The sequence below is a fragment of the Achromobacter sp. Root170 genome (assembly GCF_001428165.1).
In the GTDB taxonomy this organism is placed as follows: Bacteria; Pseudomonadota; Gammaproteobacteria; order Burkholderiales; family Burkholderiaceae_B; genus Achromobacter; species Achromobacter mucicolens.
This window is the reverse complement of sequence record NZ_LMHN01000016.1, coordinates 201,697-221,434: the sequence shown is the minus strand read 5'-3', so window position 1 is coordinate 221,434 and position 19,738 is coordinate 201,697. Positions and strand designations below refer to the sequence as shown.

Below are 19,738 nucleotides of genomic sequence, written 5' to 3'. Positions count from 1 at the left end.
TCAGGCGTCGCGCAGCGCGCCCGATTGCAGCAACGGCTTCAGGATGCCGGCGGTGTACAGCCGCGCCAGATTCACCAGAAAGTCCGTGAAATCCGTCTTCGCCGTGTGATCGGCGCTGTCGGAAATCACGCGCATCACGGCAAACGGCACGCCGAACTCGTGGCACACCTGCGCCATCGCCGCGCCTTCCATCTCCAGACACAGGGCATCGGGCAGACGCTCGCGCAGCGTGTGCGCCAGGTCGTTGTCGTTCACGAAAATGTCGCCCGTCGCAATCAGACCATGATGGACGCGCGGCGTGGCGCTTGCCGTCGGCAGGCCGCCCTTGCCCGCAAAGTCGCGGGCGCTGTCCAGCAGCAGCGCGCTCAGGGCGGCATCGGTATCGAAGCGTTCGCGTCCCAACAGCGGGATTTCATGGCGGCCGAACAAGGGACGCGCGTCCATGTCGTGCTGCATCAAAGCGTCGGCCACGACCACGTCGCCCACGCGCACCTGCGGATGCAGGCCGCCCGCCAGGCCGGTGAAGAGCACGCGCGTCACGCCAAATTCCTGGATGACGATGGACGCCGTCGCCGCCGCGGCCACCTTGCCGATGCGGCTGAGCGCGATGACGCACGGCGTGCCCCACAGCGTGCCCACCTGAAAATCGCGCATGGCGATGCGGCGCGTTTGCGCGCCGGGGTCCATGGCCGCCAGCAGGTCGGCGATCTCTTCGTGCAGCGCGCCCAGAATGGCGAGACGTCCCATGTGTGGTGTTTCCGTGATCGTTGCGTTGCGCGGCCCGTGCCGCCAGCGCGCAACATACTCCAATGCAGCCTTACCCGCCAATGACGGGGCTTCGTATCGCAGCGTATCGGCGCGTTGCCTGGATACGCGGTGACGCGAGCCAGCCCTGCCGGCGACACATGACCGATACAGCCGATTGATGCAATGCAGGCTCCCAACCCCAAGGATGCGGCCACGCCGCGCCCCCTATTTCGGAGTCATCATGGCAAAGCCCCTTGAGCAGATCCTCTACACCGCCCACACCCACACCACCGCCGGCCGCGAAGGCGCCGGACGCAGCAGCGACGGCGCGCTGGACGTGACGCTCAGCACGCCCGGATCCGGCAAACCCGGCACCAATCCCGAGCAGCTCTTCGGCGTGGGCTATTCCGCCTGCTTCATGGGCGCCATCAAGCGCGCCGGCGCCACCCACGGCATCACCGTGCCGCGCGACATCGCCATCGACGCCAGCGTGTCGCTGGGCAAAGTCGACAATGGCGCCCATTTCGCGCTGGGCGTCACGCTGGCCGTGTCGCTGCCGGGACTGTCTGGCGAACAGAAGCAATTGCTTGTGGAAGCGGCGCATCAGCTTTGCCCATATTCGCGCGCGATTCGCGGCAACGTCGACGTGCAGCTCCAGATCGTCTGACCCGGTTTCAAGTGCCCTGGATAGGCGGCCTGCGGGCCGCTTTTTTGCACGGATCGGATACCAACCTTGCCCGTCCTGGATTGCTACTGATGCGGTAGTGACGGCGTACTCCAGCAATCGGCGGATCGGCTGTTTTCCCGTGCAATTCAGGATGACGCCCGCCTCGGGCTAGGCAAAAAGGTGGTGTACGGACATGCAGCAGGGAAACCCCGCGCCCTGCTGCGATCGCCGCGCATGCTAGCTTGCCTCACGCAGGCGTTGTCCCGGCCAGCGGCATAGGTATCGCAAGCCTTTATCTGTGTGTGGGGAGACGATCATGGTCAAGAAGAACCTCGCCGTTTTCTTCGACGGCACGTGGAACGAACCCAACGACCGCACCAACGTCTACGAGCTCTATAAAGCCGCGCCCGAGACCAGCACGCAGGAAACGCTCTACATCGAGGGTGTGGGCACGCAGGGCCAGGGCCTATGGGCAGCCATCGACAAATTCATGGGCGGCGCGTTCGGCGCAGGCCTGTCAGCCAACATCCGGCAAGGCTACCGCTGGCTCTGCCAGCGTCACCAGCCCGGCGACCGCATCTTTCTTTTCGGCTTCAGCCGCGGCGCCTACTCCGCACGCAGCCTCGCGGGCATGGTGCGCAAATGCGGCCTGCTCAATGAAGCCACCGAGGCCAACGTGTCCGAGGCCTACGCGCTGTACCGCGACGACTGCACCCCGTCATCCCTGGAAGCCGCCGCCTTCCGCGACCGCTTCTCGCGCGACACCGACCTGCACTTCGTCGGCGTCTGGGACACCGTGGGCAGCCTGGGCATCCCCGTGGGCGGCATCTCGTTTCCCGGCTTTTCCAGCTTCTACAACTTTCACGACACGGAACTGAGCAACCACGTCCTGAACGCGTACCACGCCATCGCCACCAACGAATACCGCGAGCCGTACTTCCCCACGCTCTGGACCCGCCGCGCGGGCTCGCCGCCACGACCCGCAAACCTGCCCGTCGAGCAACGCTGGTTCATCGGCGCGCATTCCGACGTGGGTGGCGGATATCAGGATGGAAGCCTGCAGACGCTACCGGCGTCGTGGCTACAGGAAAAGGCGCGGCAGGCGGGGTTGGAGGCGGGGACGGTGCAGCGGATCTCGACGGATTACGAACAGTGCGAACCGCATGATTCGTATAAGGAATTCACGGAGAAGGTGCCGATTCCGGTGAAACGGCGGCCGCGGGTGTGGGATAAGGACATGGTCCTGAATCTGACGATCGATGATCGGCTGGTCCGGCGGTTCGAGCGCAATCAGGCGTTTCTGAAGGAGTATCCGGATTTCCGGGATGCGTTGGGGAAGTTGGAGGTGGGGAGGTAAAGCTTCCGGCACGAAATACGAGGGTTGATCAGGCAGCCTCGTGCAGGCGCATTTCCACACGCAGCCCGGCGGCCGCCGCCATGTTGACCAAAGCGTCTAGCCCAAACAGGTTGATCTTGCCGCGCATCAGGTCCGACACGCGGGGCTGCGTTACTCCAAATAGGCGGGCGGCCTGGGCCTGGCTCATCCCCGACTGCGCCAGGTGACTCGTCAATGCCATCATGAGCGCGGAACGCAACTTCATGTTTTCCGCTTCCGCTGGCGTGCTTTCGATCGCGTCCCACACGCTGTCGTATCGTTGCTTGCTCACGGTTTTAGCTCCTTCATCGAACACTGTCGCAAGGCGCGATTGGAGTGTCGATGAGGATTGGTCTGAATCTGTGGGGCTTCTGCGCAGGATCACCCCGCCACATACCCCAACGCCACACTGGCCGCCAGCGCCTCGCGCTTTACCGCGGCCACCACTGCCCCACCCTCGGAAACGTCAAAACCGCCGGTCGCGCCCAGCGCCGTCAATACCGCGCAGACCCGTCCAGTATGGTCATACAGCGGCGCCGAGACGGCGCTGATGCCGCGCAGGTTCGTGTCCTTCACCGTGGCGCACCCCAGCGCCCGCACGTCTCGACGCAAGACGCCGATGGGATCGTCGCGATCCAGCAGCTCTCGCTGCTCGGCAGGCGCGCTGGCCAATTCAGCCTCCGCCAGCGCCCGCACGGGCGCCTCGTCCAGCAAGCCAAGAAACGCGCGTCCCGTCGCCGACCACAGCATCGACAGCACCGACCCCACGCGTACGTTCACCGTGACCGGCAGGCCGGGTTCCTCAAACCGCACGATGGTGGGACCTTTGTTGCCCATGACGGCAATGAAGCACGTGACGGCCAGGCTTTCGCGCAGGCGAACGAGCGCGGGTTCGCCGATGCGTAGCGGGTCGGCCTGGCGCATGGCGGCTACCCCTACATAAAGCGCTTCGAGGCCCAGGTGGTACTGCTGCGTCGCCACTTCCTGGTCGACCAGGCCCTCGGCAATGAGGCTCATCAGGTAGCGGTGCACCTTGGCGGGGCTTTCGCCGACGTGGGCGGCCAGCGCCGTGAGGCTCGCGCGGCCGCCCAGACGAGCAAGGCCTTTCAGGACGGACATGCCGGTTTCCGCGGCCTGGACCCGCTGCCGGCGTTCGCGAGGCCGGACGGCCGGGGCTTCGGCGGATTCAAGATCAGACGCGAGGTCGGATTCGGGCGGCAAGGCGGCTTTGCGCATGGGGGAATACAACTCCGAGGGCAGGCGCTCGCCGGCAACCGAAGGGCCGAAAGCCTGGAGCGGCACTAAGGTTAACCCTTCTTCAAAAATTACGCATTGCGTATATGCTTTACGCAAACAAGGAATGCACTTTTGACATTCCACAACGAGGAGACTTGTCCATGCGCAGTGTTAAACACCACATCCTGGCCGGCCTGATGGCCCTGCCCCTCTTGGCTTGTGCCAGCGCGTCCGCGCAGCAGGCGGCTGCCGATTACCCGTCCAAGCCCGTGCGCTGGATCGTGCCGTATGCCGCTGGCGGCGGGTCGGACTTCCTGGCGCGCAGCATCGGGCAAGGCCTGACCGGACGCCTGGGCCAGCCGGTGGTGATCGAGAACAAGCCGGGCGGCAACACGGCAATCGCGGCGTCGGAAACGGCGCGCGCCCCGGCCGACGGCTACACGATGTTGTCCGCCGACAACGGCACGCTGGTGTTCAACCCCGCCCTCTACAAGAAGCTGTCGTATGACCCGGCGAAGGATCTGGCGCCGGTCACGCTGATGGGACGGTTTCCGATGATCCTGGTGGTCGGCCCGGCCATGAAGGTCAACTCGGCCAAGGAGTTCCTGGCCGAAGCCAAGGGACGCAAGGAAGGCCTGGATTACGCCTCGGCCGGCGCCGGCAGCCCGCACCACCTGGCGATGGAATTGCTGAAGGTCGAGGCCGGCCTGACGATGACCCACGTGCCGTACCGTGGCGCCTCGCCCGCGCTGGCGGATGTCGCCGGCGGTCAGGTGCCCGCGATGATGGTGGACCTGGCCGCCGGCGCCGGCTTCATCAACGGCGGCAAGGTCAAGGCGCTGGCGGTCGCCAATCCGACGCGTCTGCCGCAATTGCCCGACGTGCCGACGTTCGCGGAGATCGGCCTGAAGAACGTGGAAGCCGCCGCGCAGGTCGGCGTGGTGGTGCCGGCCGCCACCCCCAAGCCGGTGATCGACGCCCTGAACAAGCAGGTGGTCGCGACCATCAATGACCCGGCCACGCGCCAGCGCCTGGTGGAGTTCGGCATCGAGCCGATCGGCAACACGCCCGCGCAATACGCCGAGATGCTGACGGCCGAACGCGCCCGCTGGCAGAAGCTGATCAAAGATCTGGGCATCACGCTGGATTGAGCATTACGCGGGAATGAGCGTCATGCCGGCCTAGGCATCACGCTCGACCGCATCACGTTAAACCCCGCACCACCGGCCCGCCGCATGCATATGCCGCAAGTATGTGCCGCACCCCGCGGCGGGCCCGCAAGACGAACACACGGAACGACCTCATGAACCAAGCATCCGCCACGCCGCGCCCCTCGGGCTGTCCCATCGATCACGCCGCGCTGTCCGCCGCGCAAAGCCCGACGGGCTGTCCGGTCAGCCCGCGCGCCGCGGCGTTCGACCCTTTTGGCGACGGCTACCAGCAGGACCCGCCCGAGTACGTGCGCTGGGCGCGTGAGCAGGAGCCGGTGTTCTACAGCCCGCAGTTGGGCTACTGGGTCGTGACGCGCTACGACGACATCAAAGCGATCTTCCGCGACAACATCACCTTCAGCCCGTCGATCGCGCTGGAGAAGATCACGCCGACGGGGCCGGAGGCCAACGCGGTGCTGGCCTCGTACGGCTACGCCATGAACCGCACGCTGGTGAACGAGGACGAGCCCGCGCACATGCCGCGCCGACGCGTGCTGATGGACCCGTTCACGCCCGAGGAATTGAAGCATCACGAACCCATGGTGCGTCGCCTGACGCGCGAATACGTGGACCGCTTTATCGACGACGGGCGCGCCGATCTCGTCGACCAGATGCTGTGGGAAGTGCCGCTGACCGTGGCGCTGCACTTTCTGGGCGTGCCCGAAGAAGACATGGACCTGCTGCGGCAATATTCCATCGCGCACACGGTGAACACCTGGGGCCGCCCCAAGCCCGAGGAGCAGGTCGCCGTTGCGCATGCGGTCGGCAACTTCTGGCAGCTGGCCGGCAAGATCCTGGACAAGATGCGGCAGGATCCGTCCGGCCCCGGCTGGATGCAATACGGCCTGCGCAAGCAGCAGACGCACCCGGAGGTGGTCACCGATTCGTACCTGCATTCGATGATGATGGCCGGCATCGTGGCGGCGCACGAGACCACGGCCAATGCGTCGGCCAATGCCATCAAGCTGCTGTTGCAGCATCCGCAGGCCTGGCGCGAGATCTGCGAGGATCCGAACCTGATCCCCAACGCGGTCGAGGAATGCCTGCGTCACAACGGATCGGTTGCCGCGTGGCGCCGCCTGGCCACGCGCGACGTCGAAATCGCGGGCGTTGCGATTCCGGCCGGCTCCAAGCTGCTGATCGTGACCTCGTCGGCCAACCATGACGAAGGCCAGTTCGAAGACGCCGACCTCTTTGACATCCGCCGCGAAAATGCGAGCGATCAGCTCACGTTCGGTTATGGCTCGCATCAGTGCATGGGCAAGAACCTCGCGCGGATGGAGATGCAGATCTTTCTGGAAGAACTGACGCGGCGGCTGCCGCATTTGAAGCTGGCGGAACAGTCCTTCACCTATGTGCCCAACACCTCGTTCCGCGGACCGGAACACCTGTGGGTGGAATGGGATGCAGCGCAGAACCCGGAGCGCGCGAACCCATCCCTGCTGGAAAACAGGCATCCCGTGCGCATCGGCGAGCCTTCATCGCACGCCATCACCCGGCCCGTCGTGGTGCAAAGCGCAGAGCAGGCCGCGGACGGCATCCTGCGGCTGCGTCTGGTGTCACCCGACGGCAAGCCCCTGCCCCGCTGGAAGCCCGGATCGCACATCGACGTGGAATGCGGCGACACCGGCCTGTCGCGCCAGTACTCGCTGTGCGGTGACCCGGCCGAGACCGGCGTGTTTGAAATTGCCGTGCTGCGCGAGGCGGATGGCCGTGGCGGCTCGGCCTGGATGCACGCGAACGCCACGCCCGGCGCGCGCCTGCGCATCCGTGGCCCGCGCAATCACTTCCGAATGGACGAGTCGGCTTCCAAGCTCATTCTGATCGCGGGCGGCATCGGCATCACGCCGATCAGCGCGATGGCGCGGCGTGCGCGTGAACTGGGGCTGGACTATGAATTGCATTACAGCGGGCGATCGCGCGGTTGCATGGCGCTGGCGGACGAACTGGCGACGCTGCACGGCGACCGGCTGCATCTGCACGTCAAGGACGAAGGCAGTCGCGCCGACTACGCCGCCCTGCTTGCCGAACCGCGCGCGGGCGCACAGGTATATGCGTGCGGTCCGCAAGGGCTGCTGGATACGCTGACCGATTGCTGCGCGGCGTGGCCGGAAGATGCGCTGCGGGTGGAGCACTTCCATTCGACGCTTGGGACGCTGGATCCGTCGAAGGAACAGGCGTTTGAGGCGGTGCTGAAGGATTCGGGCATCGTCATCACCGTGCCCGCGGACCAGACACTGTTGACGGCATTGCGTGGCGCCAACATCGATGTGCAGAGCGATTGCGAGGAAGGGCTGTGCGGGTCGTGCGAGGTGCGCGTGCTGGAAGGCGACATCGACCACCGCGACGTGGTGTTGACGCGGGCGGAACGCGAGGCGAACAACAAGATGATGGCGTGCTGCTCGCGGTCTTGCGGGGGGAAGACGGTGGTGTTGGAGCTGTAGAAAAAAACGCCCCGGCGCTCACGCCGGGGCCATCCCTGCACTACACACACTGCTGCTTGCTCAGTCCGTCCCGATCAGTTCGGGAACACCTTGATCTGGTCGCTTTTCAATACCTCAGGCGTCAGGCTCTTTTCGATCCACGCCATCGACGTATCCGTCACTCCCGGCGTCACCAGCTCAGCCGGCACGATGGTGATGTCGGACAGGACCTTGAACGGGTACTTGTCGCTCTTCTTGGTGACGCCGAACAGTTGTGCTTCCAAGGCCTGGCCGTCGGCGCGGTGCATCTTCACTTCGCGGCCGTAGCCCTTGAAGCTGACGTCGTGCATGGCGGCCGCGACCTGTTCAGGGGTGGGCCAGTTGCCGCCGTTGTCCTTGATGGCCTTTTCGTAGCCGGCCTTCAGGCCGTAGATGCCTTGCACCATGTGATAGACCGAGTAGATCGGATAGGCGCCGGTCTTGTCGTGGAATTTCTTCACGAAGGCCTGGTGCTTCGGATCGTCCTTGGTTTCCGGATGCAGGAAGTAGTGATCGCCCCGCGCGCCGACCAGGACGCCTTCGGGCAGGGCATTGCCCAGGCGTTCCAGCGAGCTTTCGGCCAGCGACAGCACGAAGGTGGAGTTCTTGAACAGGTTGCGCTGCGAAGCCTGGCGCACGAAGTTGTCCAGATCGCCGCCCCACGAGGTGGAGACGATGACATCCGGGCGCAGCGCCTGCAGGCGGCTGATTTCGGTGGAGAAGTCGGCGGCGCCAAACTTGGGGAACATCTCGGCGACGACCTTGACGTCGGGCTTGAACTTCTTGAGCGCGGCAAGGAAGATGTCGCGCGAATCGCGGCCCCAGGCGTAGTCCTGGTTCACGATGGCGATGGTCTTGAAGTCGGGCTTGACCTTCATCAGGTACAGCACCTGCGCGACCATTTCGGTGGTGGCGTTGGCCTGCGTGCGCACGACGTACTTGTACTTTTTGCCTTCCAGCGCCTTCTCGGTGCCGCAGTCCCACAGCACGTTCAGCACCTTCAGGTCCTCGGCCACGGGCGCGACGATGTTGCAGTGGCCGCTGGAAATGGCCGACAGCATCACGCGCGTGCCGCCTTCGGCCAGGCGACGGTATTCGGATAAGAGCTTTTCGCCGCCGCCGCCTTCGTCGATGTAGCTGGGCACGATCTTGACGCCGTCGATGCCGCCGCCCGCGTTGATCTCTTCGATCAGGATGTCGGCCGCATCGCGCGCCGGCACGCCGAACACGGACGCCGAACCCGACAGGAAGGTCGAGATGCCGACGTTCAGTTCCTTGGGCTTGTCGGCGGCAATGGCCAGCGTGGCCAGGCCCGACAGCAGGGTGGCGCCCAGCAAGGCCGCCAGTCTTGAGGTCTTCATGGTGTTGTCTCCAGTGTTGTTGATCGGGTCTGTGCCCTTAGAAAACGATGGCGTCGCGCAGGCTGCCGCCGGTGGCGAGGTGATCGAACCCCTCGTTGATCTGGTCCAGCGAAAACGATCGCCCCATCATCCTGTCGACCGGCAGGCGGCCGGCCTTGTACAGGTCGATGTAGCGGCTGATGTCGATGGCGGGCACGCCCGAGCCCAGGTAGCTGCCCCGGATCTCGCGCTCTTCGCCCACCATCTGCGACAACGACAGCGGAAAACTGAACTTGGGATTGGGCAGGCCGGAGGTAACCGTCGCCCCGCCGCGGCGCGTGAGCTTGTAGGCGGTTTCGAAGGCCGGCACGGCGCCGGCCATGTCAAAGCCGAAGTCCACGCGGCCGCCGGCCAGATCCATGAGGTCGTCGTCGGTCTTGATCTGTTTTGGGTTGACGAGGTGCGTGGCGCCCAGCTCCTTGGCCAGCGCCAGCTTCTCGTCGCTGAGGTCGATGGCGACCACCCGGCGCGCGCCCGCGGCCACCGCAGCCAGCAGTGCGCTCAGGCCCACGCCGCCCAGCCCGACGATCGCGGCCGTGTCGCCCATCTTGATGCGGGCGCGGTTGATGACGGCCCCGGCGCCGGTCAGCACGGCGCAGCCGAACAGCGCGGCCTCGCGGTGGCTGAGTTCCACATTCACCTTGACGCACGAGCGCCGCGACACCACGGCGTATTCCGCAAAGCAGGACACGCCGGTGTGATGGTTGATGTATTCGTCGCCGATATGCAGCCGGCGCTCGCCGCCCAGCAGCGTTCCTTTCGTGTTGGCGACGGCGCCGGGTTCGCACAGCGCGGGCCGGCCTTCCATGCAGGGGTTGCAGCAGCCGCAGCTGGGCACGAACACCATGGCGACGTGATCGCCGGCCTTCAGGTCCGTGACGCCGGGGCCGGTCTCGACGACTTCGCCCGACGATTCATGGCCCAGCACGATCGGCACGCCGCGCGGCCGGTCGCCGTTGATGACGGACAGGTCCGAATGGCACAGCCCTGCCGCACGGATTCTAACCAGCACCTCGCCAACGCCCGGCGGGTCCAGTTCGATGTCCGCAATGGTCAGGGGCCGGGACTGCGCATACGGTCCTTCGACCCCCACTTGCCGCAATAACGCCGCTTTGATTTTCATGCGTCTTCATCCACAGAAGTGATCCGGACCGCGGGCGGTCGCGGCATCCGGCATGCCGGCGCGAGCGGGGTCTTGCGACCCCGGCAAGCCGGCGCCCAACCCTACACCGTGCGGCCGCCGTCGACAGGGAACTCCACGCCGGTGATGAACTCGGCGGCATCGCTGGCCAGGAACAGCGCGGCCGCGGCCACGTCGGACGGCTGGCAGAAGCGGCCGAGCGGAATGGTCGAGACGAACTTGGCGCGGTTCTCGGGCGTGTCGGGCAGGCCCATGAAGAGTTCGAACATGCCGGTCACGCCCATGACCGGGCAGATGGCGTTGACGCGGATGCCTTCGCCGCCCAGCTCCACGGCCATCGACTTGGACAGCACGTTGACCGCGCCCTTGGACGCGTTGTACCAGCTGAGCCCGGGGCGCGGACGGATGCCGGCCGTCGATCCGATATTCAGGATCACGCCGCGCCGTTGCTTGCGCATGACGGGCACGACGGCCTGCGCCATGTGGTAGATCGACTTGACGTTGATGTCGAACATGCGATCGAAGGTGGCCTCGTCCACGTCCAGCATCGGCTGGTTCTTGTGGGTGATGGCGGCGTTGTTGACCACGATGTCCACGGTACCGAATTTGTCGAGCGCGGCGCGCACCACGTTTTCGATGTCGGCGCGGCTCGACACGTCGGCCTTCACGGCCAGCGCGGCATCGCCGATTTCAGCAGCCACGCGGTCGGCGGCCTCTTTATTGATGTCGGCGATCACGACCTTGGCGCCTTCCTTGGCGTAAAGCTTGACGATGCCCTCGCCGAAACCGTTGCCCCCGCCCGTGACGATGGCAACCTTGCCTTGCAACTGGCTCATTTTCTGTCTCCGTATTGTGCGCGGCGATCACTCGCCATAGAACTGAATCAGGGTCTTGGTCGTGCTCATTTCTTCCAGCGCGATGAAGCCCTTCTCGCGGCCATGGCCGCTTTTCTTCACGCCGCCGAAGGGCAGCTCCACGCCGCCACCGGCGCCAAACCCGTTGATGTAGACCTGGCCGCACTTGATGCCGCGCGCCACGCGCTGCTGGCGCCCGCCGTTTTCGGTCCAGACCGCGCCCAACAGGCCGTAGTCCGTGGCGTTGGCCAGGCGGATGGCCTCGGCCTCGTCCGCGAAGGGCAGCGCGACCAGCACGGGCCCGAAGATCTCTTGCGTGAGCAGGTCGCTGTCGTGATTGGCCGCGGCAAAGAGCGTGGGTTTGACGAAGAAGCCGCCCTTGGGCACGCCGTCCGCGATGCCGCCCTCGGCAGCCACCTTCAGGCCGTCGGACAGCCCCTTGGCGATATAGCGGTTGACGCGGTCGTATTGCGCCTTGTTGACGACGGGTCCGCAGGTCAGGTCCATGTCCGGCGTGCCGGCGCGCACCTTCGAGAATTCCTCGCCCAGCGCCTTCATGAAGTCCGCGTAGATGCCCTTCTGCACCAGCAGGCGGCTGCCCGCCGTGCAGGTCTGGCCGGTGTTGTGGACGATGCCCTTGACGATGGCCGGAATGGCGAGCTTGTAGTTGGCGTCGTCAAACACGATGTGCGCCGACTTGCCGCCCAGTTCCAGCACGCACTTGACCGCATTGAGGGCGGCCGCCTGCTGGACCAGCACGCCGACTTCGTTGGAGCCGGTGAAGGTGATGAAGTTGATGCCGGGATGGCGCGACAGCGCGGCGCCGGCTTCTTCGCCCAGGCCCGTCACGATGTTCAGCGCACCCGGCGGAAAGCCGACTTCCAGGGCCAGTTCGGCCACGCGGACGATCGACAGGCAGGCGTCCTCGGCAGGTTTGACCACCGCGGCGTTGCCCATGGCAAGCGCCGGCGCCACGCTGCGGCCGAACATCTGCGCGGGATAGTTCCACGGAATGATGTGCGCGGTGACGCCCAGCGGCTCGCGGATGAGCTGCACCGAATAGTCTTTCTGGAACGGGATGGTCTGGCCATGGACCTTGTCGGCCGCGCCGCCGTAGAACTCGAAGTAGCGGGCCAGCACCGTGATGTCGCCGCGCGCGGTGGACATGGGCTTGCCGGTGTCGCGCGACTCCAGCTGCGCCAGCTCTTCGTGGTGCGCCAGCACGCTTTCGCCCAGGCGCATCAGCAGGCGGCCGCGCTCCAGCGCGGTCATGTCGCCCCACGCGCCTTCCAGCGCGTCGCGCGCGGCCTGCACTGCCGCGTTCACGTCGGTCTGCTGACCGCGCGGGATGGTGGTGAAGACCTCGCCGTCCACGGGGGAAACGACCTCGATCGTGCGCCCGTCCTGGGCATCGACCTGGCGGCCGCCGATAATCATCTGCGTCATGGAAATGTCTCCGTGGGGTATCAGTTCAGCGTGATCGAGCCGCGCTCGATCGTCCATATCTGGTCGGGGATGTCGCCCAGCAGCTTCACGTTGGATTCGGTGATGACCACGCACAGGTCGGGCTGCATTTCCTTCAGGCGGCCCAGCGCTTCGGTGTAGTCGCGCGCCAGCTTGGGCGCGAGCCCCTGGAAGGGTTCGTCCAGCATCAAGAGCCGGGTGCCGACCATGACGGCGCGCGCCAGCGCCACCATCTTGCCCTGCCCGCCCGACAACGCGGAGCCCGAGCGCTTGAGCATCGGTTCCAGCTGCGGCACCACCTTCAGCACCGTGTCCATGCGGGCCTGGATCTCGGCCTTGGACTGGCCCTGCACCTCGCACGGCAGATGCAGGTTTTCCTCGACCGTCATGGTCGGGAAGATGACGCGGTCCTCGGGCGCGTAGCCCACCTTCATGGCAGCGCGCTTGTGCCCGGGCAGGGACGTCAGGTCGGTGCCGTCGAACGCGATCTTGCCGGAACGAATGCGCGTCAAGCCCATGATGGTGCGCAGGAGCGTGGTCTTGCCCGCGCCGTTGCGGCCCACGATGCCGATGGTGCGGGACGCGTCAAAGTTGGCGCTGACGTCGCGCAGGATGCGATTGCCCGCCAGGTCGACGTTGATGGCCGATAGGTTCAACATGGTTCAGGCCCCCAGCACTTCGCTTCTGATCTGCGGATTGTTCAAGACGTCCTCGGGCGAGCCGTCCGCGGCCACCTTGCCCGCGATCCAGGCCGCCACGCGGGTGGCGTAGCGCGACACGATGTCCACGTCGTGCTCGACGAACCAGCTGGTGACGCGGCGCTCGTCCAGCGCGTGCATGACGGTTTCCATCAGCGCGAACTTGTCTTCCGATGCAACGCCGCTGGTGGGCTCGTCCATGATGAGCAGCTTGGGCTGCAACGCCAGCGCCATCGCCACGTCCAGCAGCTTGCGCTTGCCTTCGGGCAGCTCGATGCACGCTTCGTCGGCGTCGGGCAGAAGGCCCACCAGGTCCAGCGTCGCGTCCACCTCGCGTGCGTCGATGGTGCTTTCCAGCGACCGGAACCAGCTCAGTTCCTTGTTGCGCCGGGCGGCGGCGATCTGCACGCACTGGCGCACGGTGTGTTCGGTAAATAGCTGCGGAAGCTGGAACGAGCGCCCCATGCCCAGCCGCACGATCTTGCGCGGCGCCATCGCCGTGACGTCCTTGCCGTCGAAATAGACCTTGCCCTTGGATGGCGTGAGGTAGCCGGTGCAGATGTTGATGAAGGTCGTCTTGCCCGCGCCGTTCTGGCCGATCACGGCCAGCCGTTCGCCTTCGTGCAGTTCGAAGTTGATGTTGTCGGCGGCCACCACGCCGCCGAAGGCCAGATAGAGGTCGGTGGTTTGAATGAGCGGTTTCATCGTCAGTTCCTTGCCGCGGCCTGCAGGGGAGCCTGCGCGCGGCGCTGGGCGCGTTCACGCGACCGGATGCGCTTGGTGATCTGGCCGACGAAGCCGGTGGGGAACATGAAGATGACCAGGATCAGCGTCAGGCCCAGCAGGAATTGCCACAGGCCGGGGAAGTAGGCGGCGGACACGAGCTTGACGGATTCGAAGCCCACCGCGCCCAGGAACGCGCCGGCGGCATGGCCCGCGCCGCCCAGGATGGTGATGAAGACGAACTCGCCGGAACGCAGCCACGAGCCGATTTCCGGCGTGACCAGCCCCTGCATCAGCGCCAGGATCGCGCCCGAGAATCCGACCACCACGGCAGACAGCAGGTAGCCCTTCCACATGATGAAGTAGGCGGAAAAGCCCAGGTATTCGATGCGGGTTTCGTTGGTCTTGATGGCCGACAGCGCCTGGCCGCTGCCCGAGCGGAAGTAGCGCTGCACCCACCAGGCCAGCACCAGCGACAGGACCAGCGTCAGCACCAGCAGCGCGCGTTCGAAGGATTCGCGCTCCATCACGATGCCGGCCATGGTCGGGCGCACGATACGCATGCCGTCCGAGCCGCCGGTCAGCGTGTAGAGCTTTCCCAGGAGCGCGAACAGCACCATGCTGAGCGCCAGGTTCAACATGCCGAAGAAGATGCCTCGGTAACGCACGACGAACAGGCCGATGACGACGGCGGCGACAAAGCTGGCGACGACGCCGGCCAGGATCAGGACGAGCGCATCCAGGCCGGGCATGGCTTTGGCCAGGAACGCCACCGTATACGCCGAGATGCAGGCAAACATGGCGTGGCCGAACGAGATCTGGCCGGCGCGCGCCATCACCGACACGCCCAGCGCCGCGATGGCGTAGGTCAGGCCGATGACGATGGGCGTGATGGTCCAGGAATAGGTGTAGCCAAGAAATAGCGTGAACAGCGCGGCCAGCACGCTCAGGACAGGGACTTTCATCAGATCGTCCTCGCTTGGGCAACGGTGAACAGGCCGTGCGGACGGATGATCAGCACCAGCACCATGATGATGTAGGGCACGGCGACTTCCAGCTCCGGCGCGGCGTACACGGCGATGGCGCGGATGATGCCGATGAGCAGCGCGGCGATCAGCGCGCCGGTGATCTGGCCGAGGCCCGCGGTAGCGACCACGGCAAAGGACAGCACCGTCATGTCCGTGCCCGCCCCCGGCACCAGCGAGGTGGTGGGCGAAGCCAGCGCGCCGCCCAGCGCGCCCAGGATGGTCGCGATCACGAAGGTGACGTAGCCGATCTTCTTGGCGTTGATGCCGAGCGACGTGGCGACTTCGCGGTTGTGCGTGGTGGCCACCGTCTGCTTGCCCAGCTTGGTGTGACGCAGGAAGAATTCCAGGCACACGTAGGCCAAGAGCGCCGTGGCGGGCACGACCACCAGTTGATATGTCGTGTAGGTGATGTCGCCGATCTCGATGTTGCCCAGGCGGTTGACGACTTCGCTGGCGCTATAGGGCTGCGCGCCCCACAGCATGCGCTGGATGTCTTCCAGCATCAGGAAGGCGCCGAAGGTGAGCAGCAGCTTGAGGATGGGGTCGTAGTTCTGCGCGCGGCGGATCAGGACGAATTCCATGATGCTGCCAAGCAGTAGCCCGATGGCGATCGCGGCCACGAACAAGGCCGCGAACAGGAGGATGGGCGAGTCGGTCTTGGGCGCCAGGAACATGACGAGGCTGGCTGCGGCATAGCCGCCAAAGGCGTAGAACGCGCCGTGCGCGACGTTCAGGATGCCCATCACCCCGAACACCAGGGTTAACCCCATCGATACCAGGAACAGCAGACTGGCGTATGCCACGCCATCCACCAAGGCGAGAGGCAATAGATCCAAGGTCAAGCGTCTTCTCCCAATACGCTGAGCACGGCGGCGGCGATTTCAACATGCCACGCGCGGCGTGCGGGCTTGCGCCCGGGCGCGCCCGGCGCGCCCTTGTCTCGTTATCAACCTTTCCGTGCTGATTGGCGCACAGCGCCAGCCGCCGGAAGGCCCTTTTATTGCAGGCTGGATGCCCGCGCCGCTACGGCGTGGGCACGTCCGCCTGTGTATGTGTGCGAAGTATAGGTAGGGGTGAATCGGGCTGCTATTTATCTTTGTGCAAGGCGGGTTTAACAAGCGATGGAGTGGGTGTGGATTGCCCCAACGCCGCCAGTGGCGCCCGCGTTTGATAGTCCGGGATAATCCGGATCTGCGCCTCGTCCGGCAGGCGTACATAACGGCCTAGTCCATCCGGCGCAAGCGCGCCGACGTCCAGCCGGGCAAGCGTCGCGCCCGCGGCATCGCTTATGGCGATGCGCAACTGCGGCGGCGCCAGTCCATAGGTTTCGCCGTCCTCGGGCGTGAGCGTGCGGTCGCTGCGCGCCTGCGAGAACAGCGCCACAAAGCCCGCCGCATCAAAGCCTGCCGCCGTGCCCTCCGGGGATGCGACCCAGCCCTGCGCCTGCCGTGTCAGGCGGACCGAGCCCCCCGGGCCGTCCAGGGTGACCAGCGCGGCCTTGCCGGCCTCCCATGCGTAGAGCCTGGCAGGCTTGCCGCTGTCGTCATGCAGATGGGTATGGCCGTGATGATGCGCGGGGGCATGCGCGGCCTCTTGCCATTGCCATGCCGACAGCGCGATGCCAGCGGCGAGCAGCCCGGGCCACAGCAGGCGCCCGGCCTTCAACGGCGCCTCCACCACAACAGCAGTCCCGTCAGCAGCGCAAGCAGCGGCAGGGCCACCGTGCTGGTCCAGAACACGGCGCGCATCTGGCGGTTGGTCAGTTCCACGCGGCGGTTCTCGTAGTGCCGGGGCCGGATCGTCAGCAGCGCGTCTTCACCCGCCAGCAAGGTGACGGCGTTGGTGAACAGGGCGCCATTGCCCAGCGTGGCGAAATGCCGGTTGATGGCGAAGTCGCTGTCGCCCGCCACCAGCAGCGTGGGATGGGCCGCGCCTTCCGCGCTGGCGGCCTGCGCGTTGCGCGTGGCCAGCGCCATCAGCGTGTAGCGCGAGGCAGGCAGCCCCGGAGGATGCGCTGCGCCTGACGTCTGCGCCAGCGGCGTCACCACCACGCCTGGCGGCAAGGCGTCTGCCGCCGGCTCAAGTCCCGCCGCGCCGGGAAAGAAGCTGAGCGGCAAGCCGCGCGTCATCTTGTGGCGCGTGTAGTCGCTGACTGCCGGACTGCCGGGATCGTTGCGGTAGTGGCTGCCCGGATCGGCCAGCGCGCCCGGCGCGAGCGCGATGCCGAAGTCCGCCAGCAGGCCGTCCAACCCATGCCGCGTGTCGGGTTCCAGCAGCAACAGCGTCTTGCCGCCCGCGCCGGTCCAGCGGCGCAGCGCCTGCGCGTCGTCGTCGCCGAACGGCGTGCGCGGACCGGCCGCGACGACCACGGCGCAGCCCGGCAAGGCCTGCGCCAGACTGCCCGCGCCCACCGCGCGCGTGGAAAACCCCAGCGTCTGCAAGGCGTTGCGCGCCATCGCCATGCCGTGCTGTTCGTGCACCTCGACGCGCGCCACCAGGTTTTCGTCGCTGCTGTGATCTTCCAGGTCGTCCAGCGACGTCAGGCTGTCGAGCGTCGCCTCGCGATGGCCCTGCGTGAAGCAGACCGTCTGCGCCCCATTCTGGCTGATGCGGATGAGCGCATTGGTGAAGTCCGTTTCGGTGCCGCCGTTGATCGTGGTGCGCCGCGCGCCCGAGGCCAGCACCGCACTGCCCGCGAACTGGATGCCGGCGGCGCGCGCCTCGGCGGGCCGCAGCGCGGGGTCCACGCCGCGCACGCGGATCAGCGGATTCTCGCGCTCGTACTGCCGCAGGAGTTCCAGCGCGTCGACCATGCTCTTGTTGCGCAGGTCGTAGAACCACGTCACCTCGACGGGCTGACGGATCTGCCGCGCGACCTCAAGGCTTTCCGGGGCCAGGCTGTAGACCCGCTGCGCGGTCAGGTCGATGCGTCCCAGATTGCGCGACGCCCACAGGTTCAGCGCCAGCAGCAGCGCGGCCACGGCCAGCACCGGCAGCCACAGCGACAACCGCCGCCCGGCACGGCGCACGGCGGGGCTCATCGCAACCTCCAGCGCTTCAGGTTGACCGAGGCCACCATCAGGGCCAGCACGGTGACGCTGGCAAGCGTCACCGTGGCCGGTCCGGGCAGCACGCCCCGGATGAAGTCCACATGCTGGGCCGACAACGACAAGGCCTGAAAGAACGGCGACAGCGCCGGAAACGCGTCCAGCGCGGCGGGATAGTCGATGAACCACAACAGCACCAGGATGCCCCACGTGGCGCTGGCGGCCACGATCTGGTTCGAGCAGGCGCTGGACACGGCAATGCCGATCGCCAGGAACAGCGCGCCATACAGGAACACGCCGATGTAGCCGCCCACGATGGGGCCGTAATCCGGCTCGCCGTACCAGGCCAGCGGCAACACCGCCGACATGGTGCCCGCCAGCATCAGCGCCAGCATGGTCAGCCCCGCCGCATACTTGGCCGCGACCAGCGTGAAGTCCGACAACGGCAGCGTCAGCAGCAATTCCAGCGTGCCCTGCCGCGCCTCTTCCGCGAAGGCGCGCATGCTGACCAGCGGCATCACCAGCATCAGCAGGATGGTCATGTTGTGAAACGCCGTCACCATCTGCCCGGTGCTGACAAAGAACAGGTTGAAGCTGAACAGATAGCCCGACAGGGCCCAGAACACCGCCACCACGGCCAGCGCCACGGGCGAGCCGAAGTCGGTGCGCAGTTCCTTGCGGTACAAGGCCGCGAAACCCTTCATGCGCGTCTCCGTAACGGGGGATCGTTGGGCGCCAGCGCCGCCAGCAGGCGGGCCTCGACGGCTTCCTGCGCGGGCAGCACGGCGCGCAGTTCCGCGTGCGACAGCGCCGTGCGCATGACTGCGTCGCACGCGGCGGCGCTGGTGGCCGGGTTGGGCGTCGCGCTTACCTCCGGCGGGTCCCACGTAACCCGCCACTTGCTGGCGCCAGCATCCAGCAGCGTGATGTCCACCGCCTTCACGCCCGGGCACGCGCACAACGCCGCGTGCAAGGCGGCATGCTTGGCAGTGGGCAGGGACAGCTGCATTTGCAGCGATGCCTGCGATTCGCCCAGCGGCTGGTCCTGGACCAGCCGGCCCTGCCGCAGGATCGCGATGCGCGAACACAGCGCCTCGACTTCCTGCATCAAATGGCTGCTGAACACCACCGCGCGGCCCTCGGCGCAGCGCCGGATCATCGCGCGGGCTTCCACGATCTGCACGGGATCCAGCCCGTTGGTGGCTTCGTCCAGCAGCAGCACCGGCGGGTCGTTCAGCACGGCCTGCGCCAGCCCCACGCGCTGGCGCTGCCCCTTGGACAGCCGCCCGATCACCGAGCGCGCCACGCCTTGCAGGTCAAAGCCGTCGACGGCGCGTTCGATGGCCTGGCGGCGGGCGCGGGCGCCGCCCTGCACCTTCACGCCGGCGCCGAACTCCAGATACTGGGTGACCGTCAGCGCGTCATAAAGCGGCGCGCGCTCGGGCAGATAGCCGATGTCGGCGTTGCCGCGTCCCGGCACGGGCTCGCGGCCCCGGATGGCGATGCGCCCGCTGTCGGGCGTGTAAAAGCCCGCCATCAGGCGCAGCGTGGTGGTCTTGCCGCTGCCGTTCGGTCCCAGGAGGCCCAGGATTTCCCCGGGCCTGACGGACAGGCTCAGGGATTCCAGGACCTGGCGGGATCCGAACGACTTGCTGACCTGATGCAAGGCGACGGCGGGCTCCATG

General features: G+C 66.4%; 19 protein-coding genes. 4 read left to right on the top strand and 15 right to left on the bottom strand.

All coding sequences use genetic code 11. The annotated features are described in order from the left end of the window. Complete coding sequence (locus tag ASD87_RS19035) at positions 1–747, bottom strand: 5'-methylthioadenosine/adenosylhomocysteine nucleosidase (protein ID WP_056325109.1); 747 nt, start codon at positions 745–747, stop codon at positions 1–3. 241 nt (positions 748–988) lie between these two features. On the opposite strand from ASD87_RS19035, the gene ASD87_RS19030 reads away from it, so the two are divergent. Beyond that, positions 989–1,414, top strand: coding sequence for an organic hydroperoxide resistance protein (locus ASD87_RS19030; RefSeq protein ID WP_056325106.1), 426 nt, complete (start codon positions 989–991; stop codon positions 1,412–1,414). A 316-nt stretch (positions 1,415–1,730) separates the two neighbouring features. Further along, entirely contained in the window at positions 1,731–2,771 is a 1,041-nt protein-coding gene (locus ASD87_RS19025) for a DUF2235 domain-containing protein (protein WP_056325104.1), read from the top strand. 28 nt (positions 2,772–2,799) lie between these two features. Here ASD87_RS19025 and ASD87_RS19020 read toward each other — a convergent pair whose 3' ends face one another. Together ASD87_RS19020 and ASD87_RS19015 are read right to left on the bottom strand one after the other, a co-directional pair. Further along, the gene (locus tag ASD87_RS19020; RefSeq protein ID WP_056325101.1) at positions 2,800–3,081 is read right to left on the bottom strand and encodes a helix-turn-helix domain-containing protein; all 282 of its coding nucleotides are present in this window, start codon (positions 3,079–3,081) and stop codon (positions 2,800–2,802) included. Positions 3,082–3,170: 89 nt separating this feature from the next. Next, positions 3,171–4,025, bottom strand: a complete 855-nt coding sequence (locus ASD87_RS19015; protein ID WP_056325099.1) for an IclR family transcriptional regulator — start codon at positions 4,023–4,025, stop codon at positions 3,171–3,173. Between the two features lie 161 nt (positions 4,026–4,186). Between ASD87_RS19015 and ASD87_RS19010 the strand changes: the two genes are divergently transcribed. Both ASD87_RS19010 and ASD87_RS19005 read left to right on the top strand, forming a co-directional pair. Next, positions 4,187–5,176 carry a tripartite tricarboxylate transporter substrate binding protein gene (locus tag ASD87_RS19010; RefSeq protein WP_056325097.1) on the top strand — a complete coding sequence of 330 codons (990 nt, stop codon included), beginning with the start codon at positions 4,187–4,189 and terminating at the stop codon, positions 5,174–5,176. A 152-nt stretch (positions 5,177–5,328) separates the two neighbouring features. Beyond that, on the top strand, positions 5,329–7,680 hold the full coding sequence (locus tag ASD87_RS19005) for a cytochrome P450/oxidoreductase (RefSeq protein WP_056325094.1): 2,352 nt from the start codon (positions 5,329–5,331) through the stop codon (positions 7,678–7,680). A gap of 74 nt (positions 7,681–7,754) precedes the next feature. Here the strand turns inward: ASD87_RS19005 and ASD87_RS19000 are convergent, their stop codons facing one another. From ASD87_RS19000 to ASD87_RS18945, 12 genes are all read right to left on the bottom strand, one after another. Beyond that, a complete protein-coding gene (locus ASD87_RS19000; RefSeq protein ID WP_056325091.1) occupies positions 7,755–9,059 on the bottom strand; it encodes an ABC transporter substrate-binding protein in 1,305 nt (434 codons plus the stop codon). A gap of 37 nt (positions 9,060–9,096) precedes the next feature. Continuing rightward, positions 9,097–10,221 carry a zinc-dependent alcohol dehydrogenase family protein gene (locus tag ASD87_RS18995; protein ID WP_056325090.1) on the bottom strand — a complete coding sequence of 375 codons (1,125 nt, stop codon included), beginning with the start codon at positions 10,219–10,221 and terminating at the stop codon, positions 9,097–9,099. Between the two features lie 101 nt (positions 10,222–10,322). Next, a complete protein-coding gene (locus ASD87_RS18990) occupies positions 10,323–11,075 on the bottom strand; it encodes a glucose 1-dehydrogenase (RefSeq protein ID WP_056325089.1) in 753 nt (250 codons plus the stop codon). 27 nt (positions 11,076–11,102) lie between these two features. Next, positions 11,103–12,539 (bottom strand): aldehyde dehydrogenase family protein, encoded by a 1,437-nt coding sequence (locus tag ASD87_RS18985; protein ID WP_056325087.1) that lies wholly within the window; start codon positions 12,537–12,539, stop codon positions 11,103–11,105. 20 nt (positions 12,540–12,559) lie between these two features. Further along, entirely contained in the window at positions 12,560–13,216 is a 657-nt protein-coding gene (locus tag ASD87_RS18980) for an ABC transporter ATP-binding protein (RefSeq protein ID WP_056325085.1), read from the bottom strand. A gap of 3 nt (positions 13,217–13,219) precedes the next feature. Further along, positions 13,220–13,960 carry an ABC transporter ATP-binding protein gene (locus tag ASD87_RS18975; RefSeq protein WP_056325083.1) on the bottom strand — a complete coding sequence of 247 codons (741 nt, stop codon included), beginning with the start codon at positions 13,958–13,960 and terminating at the stop codon, positions 13,220–13,222. A gap of 2 nt (positions 13,961–13,962) precedes the next feature. Then, positions 13,963–14,943, bottom strand: a complete 981-nt coding sequence (locus tag ASD87_RS18970; RefSeq protein ID WP_056325080.1) for a branched-chain amino acid ABC transporter permease — start codon at positions 14,941–14,943, stop codon at positions 13,963–13,965. Next, positions 14,943–15,848: a branched-chain amino acid ABC transporter permease gene (locus ASD87_RS18965; RefSeq protein ID WP_056325078.1), complete on the bottom strand. Its 906-nt coding sequence runs from the start codon at positions 15,846–15,848 to the stop codon at positions 14,943–14,945. Before ASD87_RS18965 ends, ASD87_RS18970 begins: the two co-directional genes overlap by 1 nt. 244 nt (positions 15,849–16,092) lie before the next feature. Beyond that, complete coding sequence (locus tag ASD87_RS18960) at positions 16,093–16,671, bottom strand: DUF4340 domain-containing protein (RefSeq protein WP_235512754.1); 579 nt, start codon at positions 16,669–16,671, stop codon at positions 16,093–16,095. Beyond that, a complete protein-coding gene (locus ASD87_RS18955) occupies positions 16,668–18,047 on the bottom strand; it encodes a GldG family protein (protein ID WP_056325072.1) in 1,380 nt (459 codons plus the stop codon). The genes ASD87_RS18960 and ASD87_RS18955 overlap by 4 nt, the downstream gene beginning before the upstream one ends. After that, positions 18,044–18,757 (bottom strand): ABC transporter permease, encoded by a 714-nt coding sequence (locus ASD87_RS18950; RefSeq protein WP_056325070.1) that lies wholly within the window; start codon positions 18,755–18,757, stop codon positions 18,044–18,046. The genes ASD87_RS18955 and ASD87_RS18950 overlap by 4 nt, the downstream gene beginning before the upstream one ends. Beyond that, positions 18,754–19,737, bottom strand: coding sequence for an ABC transporter ATP-binding protein (locus tag ASD87_RS18945; RefSeq protein ID WP_056325068.1), 984 nt, complete (start codon positions 19,735–19,737; stop codon positions 18,754–18,756). Before ASD87_RS18945 ends, ASD87_RS18950 begins: the two co-directional genes overlap by 4 nt. Position 19,738: the final 1 nt, after the last annotated feature.

Bases quoted from the DNA above. Each gene is read 5' to 3' on its own strand.
- ASD87_RS18995 (WP_056325090.1), bottom strand. From the start codon at position 10,221: ATGAAAATCAAAGCGGCGTTATTGCGGCAAGTGGGGGTCGAAGGACCG.
- ASD87_RS18985 (WP_056325087.1), bottom strand. From the start codon at position 12,539: ATGACGCAGATGATTATCGGCGGCCGCCAGGTCGATGCCCAGGACGGG.
- ASD87_RS18990 (WP_056325089.1), bottom strand. From the start codon at position 11,075: ATGAGCCAGTTGCAAGGCAAGGTTGCCATCGTCACGGGCGGGGGCAAC.
- ASD87_RS19030 (WP_056325106.1), top strand. From the start codon at position 989: ATGGCAAAGCCCCTTGAGCAGATCCTCTACACCGCCCACACCCACACC.
- ASD87_RS18955 (WP_056325072.1), bottom strand. From the start codon at position 18,047: ATGAGCCCCGCCGTGCGCCGTGCCGGGCGGCGGTTGTCGCTGTGGCTG.
- ASD87_RS18980 (WP_056325085.1), bottom strand. From the start codon at position 13,216: ATGTTGAACCTATCGGCCATCAACGTCGACCTGGCGGGCAATCGCATC.
- ASD87_RS19025 (WP_056325104.1), top strand. From the start codon at position 1,731: ATGGTCAAGAAGAACCTCGCCGTTTTCTTCGACGGCACGTGGAACGAA.
- ASD87_RS18975 (WP_056325083.1), bottom strand. From the start codon at position 13,960: ATGAAACCGCTCATTCAAACCACCGACCTCTATCTGGCCTTCGGCGGC.
- ASD87_RS19005 (WP_056325094.1), top strand. From the start codon at position 5,329: ATGAACCAAGCATCCGCCACGCCGCGCCCCTCGGGCTGTCCCATCGAT.
- ASD87_RS19015 (WP_056325099.1), bottom strand. From the start codon at position 4,025: ATGCGCAAAGCCGCCTTGCCGCCCGAATCCGACCTCGCGTCTGATCTT.
- ASD87_RS19010 (WP_056325097.1), top strand. From the start codon at position 4,187: ATGCGCAGTGTTAAACACCACATCCTGGCCGGCCTGATGGCCCTGCCC.
- ASD87_RS18945 (WP_056325068.1), bottom strand. From the start codon at position 19,737: ATGGAGCCCGCCGTCGCCTTGCATCAGGTCAGCAAGTCGTTCGGATCC.
- ASD87_RS19000 (WP_056325091.1), bottom strand. From the start codon at position 9,059: ATGAAGACCTCAAGACTGGCGGCCTTGCTGGGCGCCACCCTGCTGTCG.
- ASD87_RS18970 (WP_056325080.1), bottom strand. From the start codon at position 14,943: ATGAAAGTCCCTGTCCTGAGCGTGCTGGCCGCGCTGTTCACGCTATTT.
- ASD87_RS18950 (WP_056325070.1), bottom strand. From the start codon at position 18,757: ATGAAGGGTTTCGCGGCCTTGTACCGCAAGGAACTGCGCACCGACTTC.
- ASD87_RS19035 (WP_056325109.1), bottom strand. From the start codon at position 747: ATGGGACGTCTCGCCATTCTGGGCGCGCTGCACGAAGAGATCGCCGAC.